The following is a 14,171-nucleotide window of genomic DNA, read 5'->3' as shown; positions in this document are numbered from 1 at the left end:
CCTAATCTTAAGAGATCATCACTTGAATGTCCAGTTCGCCGATGCCGTCCATCAACAGCGGAATGCAAAGCGCCTTGCGAGGGCCAATCCCCGCCGCCTGCTCCATCTTGAGGACCTGCGGAGGCGTAATATCCACAGCAATTCCTTGATTGGACAAAATGGTGCTGGCATTCCCGCTGATCATGTTGCCCAGCTCGGAAATCGCACTTTGCCCCATTTCATCCATCTCTGTCAGGACGAATCCGCCCATCATCGCCGAAACGATGCGCAGCGCCACGGCCTCTTGCAAACCGAACACCACCATGCCGCTGAAATGGCCCGTCATTCCGATTTGAATCCATATATGATCCTGCACAGGAATTACTTCTTTAACCCCCATACTCCCGGTGGAAGGCGAAACTTGAACAACCTGTTGAATAACCGAACGTGCGGATTCAAGAAAAGGATTTATGACTTCTGCTTTCAAAAGGATGCGCCCCTTTTCACTAGAAGAATAACTTTACGATTCAATAGACCCGGCATTTAGTTAAAACTTATTATACTTTATTCCTAGGCACAAGTCATTAAAAATCAATTGACGGGGACAAAAGTACTTCTAAAGGATGATCTTGTCGAATGAAGCCGAATGGCGTGTCATTGATTTAGCCAACGAAATTCCCCTATAATGAATTAATCATGGAGGAAGGCGCCGCATCCGGCGCATTTCCCAAGGAACGGGAAAGAAAGGAGGCCTTCTGGTGAATATTAGTCAGTTGGAGACGCTGATTACGATCTCCAAAACAAAAAGCTTCCGAAAGGCTGGCGAACTGCTCAACCTGACCCAACCCGCAGTCTCGGCTCAAATCAAAAGCCTGGAGGATGAGTTTAACACCGTATTGGTTGACCGCAACCAACCGGTTACCCTGACGGACCGGGGGCAAGTATTCCTGGAGCAAGCGGAACGCATTCTGGACATCGTTGAAGAACTCAAGCAGAAGCTGTCCGATATGGAGCATACCCCGCAAGGCCATATTGTGTTAGGGACTACCACATCGATCGCCATTCAAATTCTGCCGCGGATCTTATCGTACTTCCAAGACCAGTTCCCGCTGATCAAAACCACCATTCAATCCATGCCCTCCAGCCAAATTTATCAGAACGTGGAGCAAGGGCTTGTTGACATCGGGATCGGGTATTTAATCGAAAACAACCCGCAAGTGCTCTCGTCGGTGTTGTATTATGATACGTTCGAATTCGTCGTTTCTCCGCTGCACCCCTTGGCAAGCAACCCATCTCCCACGCTGGATTCACTGCGCGGCATCCCGATGATTATGCTGTCTCCCGATACGGTCGGACGGCGGTTTATCGACGAGGTCTTCCGGCAACATAACATCGAACCGCACATCGTGATGGAGTTGTCCAGCAGTGAGGAAGTCAAACGGATGGTAGAGATCAATCTCGGGGCGGCGATCATTTCACGGCAATCGATATTACGCGAATTGAAACAGGGTACGCTAAAGGTTGTGCCAATCCCTGAGCTTGAAGTCACTCACCCGGTTGGCGTCATCTATAAATCCAGCCGATATATCAACTCGGCGATGCAGCAGTTTCTGGGCGACCTGAAGGGCATGCCGGAAACCCATTTTATCAGTTCTGAGTAAACGGAGATACTTCGTGCTCATCGGGCACAACACCTCAACGCAACAGAAAGGAGCAGTCTTCCATGAAGTTTGACCTTCACACCCATCATTTCCGCTGCGGCCATGCGGACGGGAACATCCGCGATTACATTGAAGCCGGACTGGCTGCCGGATTATCGGTCATCGGGATCAGCGATCATACGCCATACTTCGGCCATGATGAGGATCAGCCTTTTCCCCGAATCGCCATGGGCAAACAAGCTTTTGCCGGATATGTTGAGGAAGTGCTGAAGTTAAAGCAGGAGTACGCTGGCCGAATCGATGTTCTGCTGGGGATCGAATCGGATTTCTTCCCGGAACATCTGGGCGCTTATCGGAATATGCTGAACCAGTATCCTTTTGATTATATTATCGGTTCGGTTCATAGCGTTGGTGAGGTAAGCATCTTCAACAAAAATCGTTGGAAGGGCCTTAGCCAAGAGGAGAAAGTAGCCAGCAAAGAAGCCTATTACGATTTGATCCGCCAATCGGCCCGCAGCGGTTTGTTTCAGATTATGGGACACATCGACGCGATGAAGGGCAACTACCCGGCATTTACGGATATTCCGGCTGCACAAGCGATTGACGATACATTAAAAACGATTGCCGAGCACGGGGTGGCCATTGAAATTAACACCTCCGGGAAAACCAAGCTGAGCGGCGGATGGTATCCTGACGATTCCATTCTCGAACGGGCCCTTCATTTCGGGGTTTCCGTCACCTTTGGCTCCGATGCCCACATCCCGTCCCGGGTTGGAGATGAATGGGAAGAAGTCGCTCAACGTTTGAAAGAAATCGGATTTCAGGAATGGGTCTATTTCAAAAATAAACAGAAAGTCACCGTTCCTCTGTAGTCAAAAAAAAAGAGAACCCGACAACGTCCTTCGGGTTCTTAAGAGAGATATATATTCAAAAGGGGGTCATGTAATAAGTGTACCCCCTTTCTATTAGGGTTTGATCACAGCTATATTTCATTTGTGTAACAAAAACGATCACTTATGTTTCAAAGGACTTCCCTTCGATGATATATCGCTTGAGCACACATTTTTGGCCTCTGCGTCCCGCCGGGGAGAGCCTTCCTGCTTCCCGCAGACCGCATTTCCGAAGGACGCGCTCTGATGCCGGATTGTCCGGGCTGCAGCGCGCTTCAACGGAGCCAAGTCCAAGCGTCTCAAAGGCGAAATCCAGCACACTCGCTGCCGCCTCGGTTGCATAGCCCTGGTTCCAATACGCCGGGGCGATCAGATAACCGAGCCGTGCCGTTTGCCCCTCAACATCCCAATGCTGCAGCGAGCACAACCCAATCCAATCCCTTTCCGTTTTACGAATCACAGCAAAGTGTAGATCCCGCAAAAACCGGTAGGATTCCTCGAAGTAGCGATAGAGTCGACCGGGAAACAGCAGTTTCCCCGGATTCAGATCCGTAAAGGCGCGCACCGCCGGATCGGACATGCAGCGAAACATCGCCTCCGCATCCTCCGGAAGCAGCCGTCGCAGCACCAGCCGCTCACTCTCCAGGACTGGAAACTGCCGCCGCAGCTGCTCTTTCATTTCCGTCATGTCCCATCCCCCCCGGATCTCGCTTCTATTTTTCTGTTACACCTTATCCCCTTGCCCCCGTTCCGAGGTGTGATAAATTCTCGCCAACCCGTAATGCACCACATAACAGAAGAAGGTAATGAGAAAGATCCATTTGCAAAATCCCACCATATGCGCCACGTTCGCGGCATCGGTGAAATAAGCTAATGTTTCCTCGAGCACATATCCCGGATGCCTGAGCAGGTCCCAGCTGTTCCAGCGGATAAAGCGGCCGAGATAAATGCCGAAACTGCTCAGCAGCAGCACGAGGACGGCAAACGCCCAGCCTGCCAAGCTGCCTCCCGCTCGCCGCACCAGGTGATGTACGGATGCCAAGGATACCGTTGCCAGCGCCAAACCGAGTAACGCGGCAAACAACAACGTTAAAAGGTGATCCCAGAACAACAGCTCTTCCCAGAACCGGGTGCCTGCTGCAATCGTGTAGCGGTTAAACGGGTGCAGCAAATCGGTGATGAGATATGCCGCATTCGGATAGAAAAACAGCCATAACAGCCCAACCGGAACGCCTAAAGCCACCTTGACTTTTCGCGATGGGATCAAGTGAATCACATCGAGCAGAACTGCCAGCCCAAGCGGAATCCAAGCCAAAAACACGTTCCAGATTAGGAACAAATAAGGCGGCCGTCCGCCATCTGGCAACCTCGTGCTGATGGCATATTTCATCCCAATCACCGTGAACATAAATAAAACCGCATATAAAATCCATTTCTCCGGATACCCCAGCATCCTCCACCGTTGCAAACCTATCCCTCCCGTCTGCCTTTGACCTATATACGTTTGGAGCCGGCGGATCGTTACCATAGCAGCGATCCTCCTCTGTTCCTGGCTGGGACGGATAAGGTAGCGCTGGAACTTACGATTGCGGCGTGGTATATAACGGTATAGACAACCTTGATAATAAGGAGTAGTTCATCATGCAACCATTTACCGCACGAACGATTGATATCATCTCCTCCATCCCGCCAGGCAAAGTGATGACCTACGGCCAAATCGCTGCCGCAGCAGGAAGTCCCCGTGCCGCGAGGCAGGTGGTCCGCATTCTTCACAGCATGAGCAGCAAATACGGACTACCATGGCACCGGGTTGTGAACGGGAAGGGGCACATCGCATTGCAAGACGAATCCGCCTTCCAAGAGCAGACCTGGAACCTGGAGGCGGAAGGCGTTGAAGTGCTGCCAGGCGGACGAATTGATCTGGATCGTTATCAGCACCAGTACCGCCCGGACAGCTCCAAGGATCAAAGCCCGTAAGGCTTAAGGATATCGCTGATATCCTGATTTAATTGCTTCGTATTTGGTCCCTGCGCAGGGTCGTTGCTGAGCTGATATTTCTGCTTCAGCTTCAACACATCATACACTCGTTCATCCAACGTTTCCGTGGAAATCGTGCCGGAGTTGACGGCATCGCGCAACGCCTGAATCACCTGCTTCTCCTTCTCTGCGTCATGACCCACGAGCACGATGTTCCCGCCGGACTGAATGAACTGCACGGCCGCATCACGGATATCATAATGCTCCACGATGGCGCCCATCGTCATATCATCGGAAATGATCGTCCCCTCGTATCCAAGCTCCTCCCGCAGCAAGTCATGAATCACCGCCTTGGAGAAGGAAGCCGGATGATCAGGATCCAGCTTGGGCATCAACAGGTGAGCGATCATGACGACATCCGCTCCCTCTTGAATCGCCTGCTTAAAGGGCACCAGCTCCAGCTTCTGCAGCCGGTCCAAGTCATGCTCTACCACGGGCAGCCCCAGGTGCGAATCCACCGAAGTATCGCCATGTCCCGGAAAATGCTTTACGACCGGAATGATCCCCTGCTCCTGAATTCCCTTCATTACGGCAATACCCATACGGCTGACGATCTCCGGCTTCGTGCCAAATGCCCGATCCCCAATCACTGGATTATCCGGATTGCTGTTGACGTCAAGCACCGGGGCAAAGTCCAGGTTCAGTCCGAAGCCGGCCAGCTCTTTCCCAATGATCTCGCCGATTTGCCCCGCCAATTCCGTGCTGCCGGTATTACCGATTTTGCGAGCGGCGGGCAGCTTCGCAAGTTCGCCAGGCATGCGGCTGACCCGTCCGCCTTCTTCGTCCACGCTCAGAAACAGCGGCACCGCCTTGTTCTGGTTAGCGGTTTTCAAGCCGTTAAATAAGGCCAGCGCCTGCTTGGTGTCCTGGATGTTGTTTTTATAGAAAATAAAGCCCCCCACGTGATACTCCTCAATGAGCTGCCGAGTCACGTCATTTGGCTCCGTTCCATCCATGCCCACCAGAACAAGCTGGCCGATTTTCTCCTCGGTGCTGAGCTCATCCAGCAGTTTGGCGGCAGGATCAGCTGGTTTCTCCGGTTCCTCCGGCGCTTCAGGGGTTGAAGGGGGCGTCTGCCCTTGGTTCGTCTCCGTCCCGTTGGAGCCGGAATCCCCCGTTCCTTCGCCAGCCGAAGACGAAGGATTGCGAGCAGCCCCCGAACATCCTCCAATCAAGAGGGTCACAAGCAGCAGCAAGCAAGTGATCGTCCAGAGGCTTTTGCTCCGATGCGATGTGTTGATTCTGTCCATTCTATCGCCTCCGTCTCTTTTTGTAATGCCTATGCTTCACGGGGTTCGCTTCACCCCTGCTTCCATTTCTTCTCTGCAATAACCGGTACAAAATTCTCCATCCGCATCAACAATTCTTCCGGTTCCTCGGCGACATTAATCAAGGCTTCATGCCCGGGATGGACAAAGCCCGCTCGGATGCAGGAATTCACCAACTCCATCAGGGGCTCATAATAGCCCTGCACATTGAGAACGCCAACCGGCTTCTGGTGGATACCGATTTGCAGCCAACACAACACCTCAAACAATTCCTCCAACGTGCCAAATCCACCGGGCAGAGCGATGAACCCGTCTGCGAGCTCGCTCATCTTCGCCTTCCGGGCATGCATGCCTTCGACCTCGATAAACTGCGTCAGCCCCGGGTGCGCCATTTCACCGTGAATCAAACCGGAGGGCATGACGCCAATCGCTTCACCGCCTGCCTCCAATATCGCATTCGCTACGGCACCCATCAGCCCATGCCTCGAACCACCATAAATTAAGCGGTATCCCCGCTGTGCCATGACTTTTCCCAGCTGTTCCGCCTGGATGCGGTATTGTTCGTCTTCGCCAAATCGCGAGCCGGCAAATACGCAAATCGATTTCATCCTCTTCCCTCCTGCAAAATAAATGGACCCCACGTCTTCAAGCGAAATCTAACCGTGTACCGGCCAAATCCCAACGATGGCTGTACTTCTCCAGCCGCGGATGGGGATGACTCAGCTCGGCCGCCAGCAGAAGCCGGATCTTGACGATCCACTCCTCAAAAGAGGAGAAGGAAGCAAATTGGTTCGCCATCTCCGGAGTCAGATACAGGAAATGGGGAGCCGGATACACCTCCGTCAGGTGGCGAAGGGCTGTGTCGATGGGCGTATACTTTTTTCGCTTGCCTTCCCAGCCTTCCACAAGGATCGCCGGACCGGTTCCCTTCCGCTCTCGTCTCCATGCATGCAGCCGGTCCTCTCTGCGATAGAAAGGACTTACCGGTTCTTTCGACATCCGTCTCACCGTTTCTTCGTGCAGTGGATAAAGGACCAGCTTCGCAAACTTGCGGGTCTCCGCCTCTTCGGCGGCCCGCAGCAGCTCTTCGTCCGAAATCGACTCAAAGGAATCGTAGAAGATGATCGTCCCTTTCCGGCTCGGAGCCGGAGGTTCATAACCAAAGGGCACCTGAATGTTTTGTCTCAAAGTCGTTTCCTCCTCCGTCGTCATTTGGGAGATATGGATTAGGTTACCCTTTTTTGATCAAAAGCTAACGAAGACCTCGGTCAATAAAATTCGGCGACACCGGCACCTTCCCCAATTCCCGTGACCACACGGACAGCTGACCGATATGATGAATCTCGTGGGCAATGATATGACGGAGGATTTCACCTTGCGTAAACTCTCTTCCCCAGGAATCGGTCACAAGCAGTCCCTCCATCTCTGGGGTCCAAGTTTGAAGAAATGCCTCGACTTCCGTATGAAAGGAATCCGACAGCTTCCTCACCAATTCCAAGGACATAAATGATTTGAAGTCCTCCTGAAAATCCGGCTTCCCTTCGATGGTGCGGATCCAGCTCCATTCAACATCAACGATATGAAATAAGGTCTGTAAAATGCTCCCCACACCGCCAACCCGCTTGCGCAGCAGCTCTTCTTCAGGAATGTTCTCACACCAGTGAAACCATTCGTCCCGGACTTGCCAATTATATTGAAACCACTTTAACATCCATCCAACTCCTTTCCCTGGTAAAGGTGCCACTCTACTCCACGCCCTCAGCAGTAACCTGATTTTACCATAAGTGTCTGTCTTAATTCAGCACGCGGAATGTAAAAAGGCCCCGGACCTCAGGTCACGGGAGCCTTTGTGGGATTGGGCTTATATGGATTACTGGTCACTGCCGGCGGTACCCGATACGGTAGCTGCATAAGCTTCAGCCACTGCCAGCAAGTAATAGGCCAGACCAGTTTGTTGTCCTTCCAACAGGGTGCGATGGAACTCATCACTTAGAAAAAATCGGGCCTGCGCCGCAAAATCATCCGGAGAAGCAGGGTGACCATATTTTTTCATAAAATCCAGATGTCTTTCGATGAGCTGTTGAAAGCTCCAATTCGCGATAGAACAAGATCTCCTGCAACCGCTCCAGCTCGCGCTCGCCGTACAGCCGATATCCCGCCTCGCTGATTTCCCGCGGCTTCAACAAGCCGATCTTATGGTAATGATGCAGCGTTTTGATCGTTACTCCCGAAAGGTCCGATACCTCTTTGACCGTGTACAGCATTGAACATCTCCTCCTTATTCTTTGGCGGTTACGTCTCGGCTTAGAATTGCCATCCTGACGTCCGCTCCTTGAGCTTAAGGCCTCCTCAAAGGGGAGAGTCAACACTCTATCCTGGGGCTTACTGCGAGGCAATCGGCTGATCGGTATGACCTTGGAGCTTCACCAATCTCATCAGGATAGAAGCGGCTTCGGCTTTGGTGACTTGGCGCTGCGGGTTGAATTTGCCGTTCTGGCCTTGCAGCAATCCGAGTCGAACCGCTATGGTGACCTCGCCGGGGCGAGTGATTTGCTTGGCATCGCTGAACTGGTTGATGAATGCATCTTTGCCGAAGAAATTCGCCGCCAAGCGATCGTATTTGACCATCGAGGTAAGCAAGACGGCCAGCTGCTCTCGGGTCAGCTTCTGATCCAGTTGTAACGGCTCGGCCGGATCGATCCACCCCAAATCGGCAGCGTACTTCACCGCCTGGGAATACTTGTCGTCCATCGAGACCTCTGCTGACGCGGCAGACGGGGATGCCAGCACGTAGCTTGTATAATAAGGATTCGCCGCCTTCACGGCATAGGTCAGCCAGTCCCCCACCGTGATCGTCTCATTGGGATTCAGCTTCCCTTGCTCATCCGTTTCTAGAATGCGGTATTGAACCAGGGTCTTCAAATCTGCCTCTGCCCAGTGGCCCTTCACATCCTTGGGCTCGATGTCGCCCCGCGTTGGTTCCATGCGGATGCCCTCATACGTCGTCACCCACTTGCCCGTCACGGCATTCAGCACTTGAAAAGACGTTCCTGGATCCTTGAATTGCGGTGAGTAAACGAGGTATACCTTTGGATCCACGTAAGTATTATCAATCATATACCCGCCGATCTGGTTATACTGCAATTCTAATTTAAAGTTGTCCAGGTACGATTGGAGTGCTTGCTCCGCTGTTACGGTTGCTGTTTGGCCGTTCGGCAGATCCTCCGGAATTTGCTCGTGGTTCACAGAATAGAAGAACAACCGACCATACGCATCGACCGTAATAAAAACCCCTCCACCGAGCACCGGAAGGTCATTAACGTAACGGGTCAATTCGAAGCGGAATTGCTCTCCATTCGAGAGGCGACTCCAAGATTCCCCGCGTTCAATCAGTTTTAGGTTCCGGCTCGCTTGCGGATATAACTGGTTCACCCATTCCAAGGCGCGCTGCTTCGCTTGCTCATAATTCAGTTTCGCTGCTCCAGGCGGAGGCGCCAACGGTTCACGCGGCTCGCCATAATTAAAGGCTTCAATCTGGAACTCGAGAATTTGTCCGCTCAAGGCATCGACCGTGGCGTACGTCTGGGCCGGGAAATACATCGGTCCCGTCAGGTTCTGACGCTCCTCTTCCCATCTTAAGCTCCATGTCTTCCTCTCCGGATTCCTGTAATCGCTGCTCATACTCGGATATCTAAGCTTCCGGCCTTCTGGAATAAAAGCCGTTTGTTCCACCAACTTCGCGGCTTCATCAGATGTTAATTCCACTTTAGAAGTGCGCGGCTCAAATATCTTGGTCCCGGCTGGAACATCGCTAATTGTAACCGTGGTGGAGGTCAGCTCTGTACCTTCACTGTTCATCTTGCGTCCCGTCTGGGCGTTAATGGCCAGGGAAGCATCCGAAACCGGCTGCCAAGCCAGGATCCAATCGGAAATGGCACCGTTCTTCCGTACCGGGACATACCCCAGTTCAACCTGGAACTCGTCTCGGAACTTCTTCTCCGCTTCCGCTTTAGAAACCGTCGGAACGGAGGACGGATATTCCAACCTCTCCTCAGAACGGCTAAAAAAGACGACTTCTCCATCGCCGGTTACCGTGATATGAATGGATTCAAAACCGGAGGGCAGCCCATTCTTCAGAACATCGAAAGAAAAATCATACTGTACCGGACCAAATAAAGCCTGCGAATCCAAGTAAAAAAGAGAATCACTTTCTTTCACCTCATCGGCTGATAACGATGGAGCAGCTTTGGCGAGAAAGGCCTTTGCTTGTTCCGAAGCCTGCTCTCTCGTTAATTTCGGAGGATAATAGACCTTATTGCCTTGTCGCGGAAAGGTAATATAGGTGCTCATCAAATCCCCGGTGATGGCATCCACCCTGCTTGAAAAGCTGTGACTCCCATTGCCAACTTCAACTTGCCAATGAATGGTCCAGACATCCTGATAGCTTGGTGCAGGGTACACATTATGAATCCCGTATTCGACCTGGTTCACTGTCGCCTCTTTCAAAACCGGAAACAACTCCCGAACCTTAGCGATAGCCTGCTCCTTCGTAATTTTGGCACGAGACGAATCGGCAACTGCCTCCCCTTGCTTGGACGGATCGGTTCCCAAGTTCCCGGTGTTTACGATCGTCGTCGTTGTTGACGTAGAGGCTGTGGCCTCCTCTGCCAGCGCCGCCCCCTGCGGCAAGGCCACTGAAAGCGCCACCAAACCAAGAAATGCCAATTTGACAGGCGGCTTTTGCCGTGCTGCTTTGCTGATTAGATTTAACTGTTGCTTCAACCGTTTCACCTTCCCACATTTACCCATATTTTCTTTTCCATTGTAAATGCAATTGGCTGGATTTACCATCCCTAAAACAGCTTAGCAAAAAAACAGCCCGCAGAACCTCTGCGAGCTGTTAAGAAGAAATTCCCCGAATCAAACCGACTTCGGTAAGAGTCGTTGAACTTCCATGACGGCTTCGTCAACCGTGTTGGCCCGAATCACCGTAAATTCCGCCCCCTCGTATTGCCCTTCTGTATGGGCATACCGAGGATCATAGTAGTAAGTTAGAAGAAGCTCAACCGCGCGGTCATAGCGGTCTGCAAGCAGGCATTGTTCGATTTCCGCAGCGATGGGCGTATGGATTCTGGATTTGATTTTTCGGAACGCTTGCAGACAGCCCTCCGGATTGTTCCAAGGCTCGTAATCCTCCAAAATGATCTGCACCCGTACGTCCGTTGGCAGATCGATCCGGATATGCCGCCCCTGCTCTTTCTTCTCCATGAGGAACTCAGGGACAACCACCTTGCCGATTCGTTTGCTTTCCGCCTCCATCAACACGTAAGGCGCTTCCCGATAACGCAGGAGATCATCCAATAGCAGCGAGTCGAACATCTTCTGGTTATGCGCCTGCAGCCCAATTTGCCCAAACACCGAGCCCCGATGCCCCGCCATCTTCTCCAGATCGATAACGGGATACCCTTGTTCCTGAAGCTTGCGAAGCAGCAAGGTTTTGCCGCTTCCCGTATTCCCGTGGATCACGGTGAGTTCAGGAGCAAATTCCATCTGCTCGAGCGTGCTGACAACCCATTGGCGATAAGCGCGATATCCGCCGGCCAGCCGGTACGTATGGATATCCATCAGACTGAGCAGCGTCGCCGTCGTTCGGCTTCGCATCCCACCACGCCAGCAGAATACCGCTTTACGCCCCGGGATTTCCGCAAACTTCCGGACAAAGTCGGGCAGCTTGGCTGAAACGATCTCAAGCCCGCGTTGTTTGGCGGCGTCTACGCTCACCTGCTTATATAAAGTTCCAATTTCCGCCCGCTCCTGATCATCAAACAGCGGGATATTCAAACTGCCTGGAATCGTGGACTCGGCGAACTCGGAGGGCGATCTAACGTCAATCATGGTGATCGCTTTGCCGCTTTCTCGCTGCTCCGCCCATTCCTGCAAGCCTATATCCTGAAACTTATCCAATGCTGCAAACCCCTTCCTAGGCTTCGACCACAATATGGCCCGCGTTCTCTGCGGTGACCTCGCCGATCAAGCTCGCTTCCACGCCGGCTTTCTGCAGTTCATCCAACAGCTGCTCGCTTTGATCCGGATTCACAGAAATCAGCAAGCCTCCCGATGTCACCGCATCGCACAGGATGTATCGGCCGATCTGATCCAGCGAGTCCGGGAACGTAATGTTCGCTTCCACATGCGCGAAATTGTTCTTCGTTCCGCCAGGGACAAATCCTTGCTCCGCCAATTCCCGCACGCGTGGAAGCACCGGCACGCGGCTCTGGAAGATGGTGATGCCGGTTCCGCTGCCCTTGGCCATCTCCAGGGCATGTCCCATTAAGCCAAAGCCGGTTACGTCTGTGCACGCGTGCACATCGTATGATTCCATGACTTCAGCAGCCGTTTTGTTTAAGGTCGACATGACTTCGGTGACCCGCTTCGTCTCTTCCGCGCTGAGCTGATCCTTCTTGATCGAGGTGGTCATGATGCCAACGCCGATCGGCTTCGTTAAAATCAGCTTGTCCCCCGGCTTGGCGCCAGCATTCGTTCTCACTTTGTCCGGGTGAACCAATCCCGTAACAGCTAAGCCAAATTTCGGCTCTTTGTCGTCGATGGAGTGACCGCCCACCAGCGTCGCTCCAGCTTCTTGCACCTTGTCTCCTGCGCCGCGCAGGATGTCGGCCAGAATGCTTTTATCCAAAGTGGAAATCGGAAAAGCTACAATGTTCAGCACGGTGAGCGGCTTGCCGCCCATCGCGTAAATATCGCTGAGCGCATTTGCGGCGGCGATTTGGCCAAACGCGTACGGATCGTCAACGATTGGTGTAAAGAAATCGACCGTTTGCACCAGCGCGAGGTCATCGTTTAACCGATATACCCCGGCATCATCACTTGTATCAAGCCCCACCAGCAGATCTGGATTCGGCACCGTTGGCGGGAGGCTTCGAATCACTTGCATGAGGTCTGCCGGGCCGATTTTGCAGCCGCAGCCTCCTTTGCTGGACAAGGATGTTAATTTTATAGGTTCAACAGTAGACATGACGGATCACAATCCTTCCCTACGTATCGATATAGGATTTTCTAGCTTATGCTTATTTAAGCGTACTCCGTTGAATTACAAATGGCAACCGTCCCGCTTCTCGCTTACCAGCAGATTCAATGTAGTTCACTTGCCATCGTATGGTATACTATATTTCGTGTCTTAGTTCAAATTTTGAATCATATGTGAAGGGAAATGAAGTCTATGGTTTCATCAACAAGCGGCAACTATCCGCAACAGCAACCACGCGGTTTGGATAAACGCAAAACGGCGATATTTGTCGTTCTGTTTCTCATCATAGCCATCGCTGGCCTAAGTTATGTCAAGTGGTGGCCCTATTATGGAAAAGCGTTCAAAGCCGCCACCGAGCATTCGATTGGCTCTTCGATCCTTGGATCAGATGCTTCCGGTCCCATTTCATGGAGTGCCGCGGTCGATTATGCAGCCGCCTATTTCAAATCGGTCTGGAAGGCCGCCGTCCTCGGGATTTTACTAGGATCGCTTGTCCAGGTGCTCCTGCCGGCTCAATGGTTATATAAAGTGCTCGGCAGCAGCCGGTTTAAGAGCACGTTTCTGGGCGGTATCGTCTCCTTGCCGGGGATGATGTGCACCTGCTGTGCCGCCCCTATCGCCGCCGGCCTGCGGAAACGCAATGTATCCGTCGGCGCCAGCCTAGCCTTCTGGCTGGGTAATCCTGTACTGAATCCGGCCACATTGATCTTCATGACCTTTGTCTTGTCCTGGAAATTTACTTTGCTCCGCCTCGTGTTTGGCATCGTGCTGACGTTTGGGGTAAGTTACCTCGCCAACCGTCTGGCGAAAGGCCAGCAGGTTCCCGCGCCAGCGGAGCTGGAAAAGGCGGAAGCGGCAGCCGAACAGAAGAACGAGGGGCCGTTCGCTCTTCGCTGGTTGAAGAGCCTCGGGATGATGATCCTGAACGTTGTACCGGCGTATCTGTTATCCGTCTTGCTGCTGGGAGCCTTCCAAGGCGTCTTGTTCCCCGTTGAGTTGGGCAGCGGCATTCTGGCCATCCTGTTGTTTGCCCTCGTTGGCACGTTGTTCGTCATTCCGACGGCTGCGGAAATTCCGATTATTCAATCGTTCACCGCGCTTGGGCTTGGCGCAGGCCCAGCTGCAGCCCTGCTCATCACGCTGCCGGCTGTCAGCCTGCCGTCTCTGCTGATGGTGTCGCGTTCGTTCCCGCGCAAGGTGTTGGGATTCTTGTTCGCCTCAGTGGTCATCCTTGGCATCGTTGCCGGGATTGTGGGCGCTTGGGTGCTGTAACAAATTAAAAAGGAGCCGA

General features: G+C 52.7%; 14 protein-coding genes and 1 pseudogene. 4 read left to right on the top strand and 11 right to left on the bottom strand.

Annotated elements, in window-relative coordinates; translation table 11 throughout:
* Window positions 1-7 precede the first annotated feature (7 nt).
* Complete coding sequence (locus M891_RS0109495) at window positions 8-466, bottom strand: chemotaxis protein CheX (protein WP_028538656.1); 459 nt, start codon at window positions 464-466, stop codon at window positions 8-10.
* Between the two features lie 271 nt (window positions 467-737).
* Here M891_RS0109495 and M891_RS0109490 point away from each other — a divergent pair, with 271 nt between their 5' ends.
* Both M891_RS0109490 and M891_RS0109485 read left to right on the top strand, forming a co-directional pair.
* Window positions 738-1,640: a LysR family transcriptional regulator gene (locus M891_RS0109490; protein WP_016311021.1), complete on the top strand. Its 903-nt coding sequence runs from the start codon at window positions 738-740 to the stop codon at window positions 1,638-1,640.
* Between the two features lie 62 nt (window positions 1,641-1,702).
* The gene (locus M891_RS0109485) at window positions 1,703-2,512 is read left to right on the top strand and encodes a histidinol-phosphatase (protein ID WP_028538655.1); all 810 of its coding nucleotides are present in this window, start codon (window positions 1,703-1,705) and stop codon (window positions 2,510-2,512) included.
* Between the two features lie 142 nt (window positions 2,513-2,654).
* Here M891_RS0109485 and M891_RS0109480 read toward each other — a convergent pair whose 3' ends face one another.
* Both M891_RS0109480 and M891_RS0109475 read right to left on the bottom strand, forming a co-directional pair.
* The gene (locus M891_RS0109480; RefSeq protein ID WP_028538654.1) at window positions 2,655-3,218 is read right to left on the bottom strand and encodes a GNAT family N-acetyltransferase; all 564 of its coding nucleotides are present in this window, start codon (window positions 3,216-3,218) and stop codon (window positions 2,655-2,657) included.
* Window positions 3,219-3,254: 36 nt separating this feature from the next.
* Complete coding sequence (locus M891_RS0109475) at window positions 3,255-3,998, bottom strand: DUF1361 domain-containing protein (RefSeq protein ID WP_028538653.1); 744 nt, start codon at window positions 3,996-3,998, stop codon at window positions 3,255-3,257.
* A gap of 173 nt (window positions 3,999-4,171) precedes the next feature.
* Between M891_RS0109475 and M891_RS0109470 the strand changes: the two genes are divergently transcribed.
* Entirely contained in the window at window positions 4,172-4,507 is a 336-nt protein-coding gene (locus M891_RS0109470; RefSeq protein ID WP_016311017.1) for an MGMT family protein, read from the top strand.
* On the opposite strand, the gene nagZ is transcribed toward M891_RS0109470, so the two are convergent.
* The 8 genes and pseudogenes from nagZ to selD all read right to left on the bottom strand — a co-directional run bounded on the left by nagZ (window position 4,495) and on the right by selD (window position 12,868).
* Window positions 4,495-5,817 (bottom strand): beta-N-acetylhexosaminidase, encoded by a 1,323-nt coding sequence (nagZ, locus tag M891_RS0109465; RefSeq protein WP_051416891.1) that lies wholly within the window; start codon window positions 5,815-5,817, stop codon window positions 4,495-4,497. The two genes, M891_RS0109470 and nagZ, sit on opposite strands and share 13 nt — an antisense overlap.
* 50 nt (window positions 5,818-5,867) lie before the next feature.
* Window positions 5,868-6,443: a TIGR00730 family Rossman fold protein gene (locus tag M891_RS0109460; RefSeq protein WP_016311015.1), complete on the bottom strand. Its 576-nt coding sequence runs from the start codon at window positions 6,441-6,443 to the stop codon at window positions 5,868-5,870.
* A gap of 37 nt (window positions 6,444-6,480) precedes the next feature.
* Window positions 6,481-7,023, bottom strand: coding sequence for a hypothetical protein (locus M891_RS0109455; protein WP_028538651.1), 543 nt, complete (start codon window positions 7,021-7,023; stop codon window positions 6,481-6,483).
* A 64-nt stretch (window positions 7,024-7,087) separates the two neighbouring features.
* Complete coding sequence (locus M891_RS0109450) at window positions 7,088-7,546, bottom strand: DinB family protein (protein ID WP_028538650.1); 459 nt, start codon at window positions 7,544-7,546, stop codon at window positions 7,088-7,090.
* Between the two features lie 159 nt (window positions 7,547-7,705).
* Window positions 7,706-8,099: pseudogene (locus tag M891_RS25545) on the bottom strand (MerR family DNA-binding transcriptional regulator).
* 118 nt (window positions 8,100-8,217) lie between these two features.
* Window positions 8,218-10,617, bottom strand: a complete 2,400-nt coding sequence (locus M891_RS0109440; protein ID WP_198032025.1) for an S-layer homology domain-containing protein — start codon at window positions 10,615-10,617, stop codon at window positions 8,218-8,220.
* Window positions 10,618-10,755: 138 nt separating this feature from the next.
* Window positions 10,756-11,799 carry a tRNA 2-selenouridine(34) synthase MnmH gene (mnmH, locus tag M891_RS0109435; RefSeq protein WP_028538648.1) on the bottom strand — a complete coding sequence of 348 codons (1,044 nt, stop codon included), beginning with the start codon at window positions 11,797-11,799 and terminating at the stop codon, window positions 10,756-10,758.
* A gap of 16 nt (window positions 11,800-11,815) precedes the next feature.
* Window positions 11,816-12,868 (bottom strand): selenide, water dikinase SelD, encoded by a 1,053-nt coding sequence (selD, locus tag M891_RS0109430; RefSeq protein ID WP_028538647.1) that lies wholly within the window; start codon window positions 12,866-12,868, stop codon window positions 11,816-11,818.
* A gap of 204 nt (window positions 12,869-13,072) precedes the next feature.
* Between selD and M891_RS0109425 the strand changes: the two genes are divergently transcribed.
* Complete coding sequence (locus tag M891_RS0109425) at window positions 13,073-14,152, top strand: permease (RefSeq protein WP_028538646.1); 1,080 nt, start codon at window positions 13,073-13,075, stop codon at window positions 14,150-14,152.
* Window positions 14,153-14,171: the final 19 nt, after the last annotated feature.

Origin of the sequence: Paenibacillus sp. J14 (genome assembly GCF_000518465.1) — a bacterium.
Lineage (GTDB): Bacteria > Bacillota > Bacilli > Paenibacillales > Paenibacillaceae > Fontibacillus > Fontibacillus barengoltzii.
The sequence above is the reverse complement of the archived record's forward strand: the minus strand, read 5'-3'. Positions and strand labels throughout refer to the sequence as shown.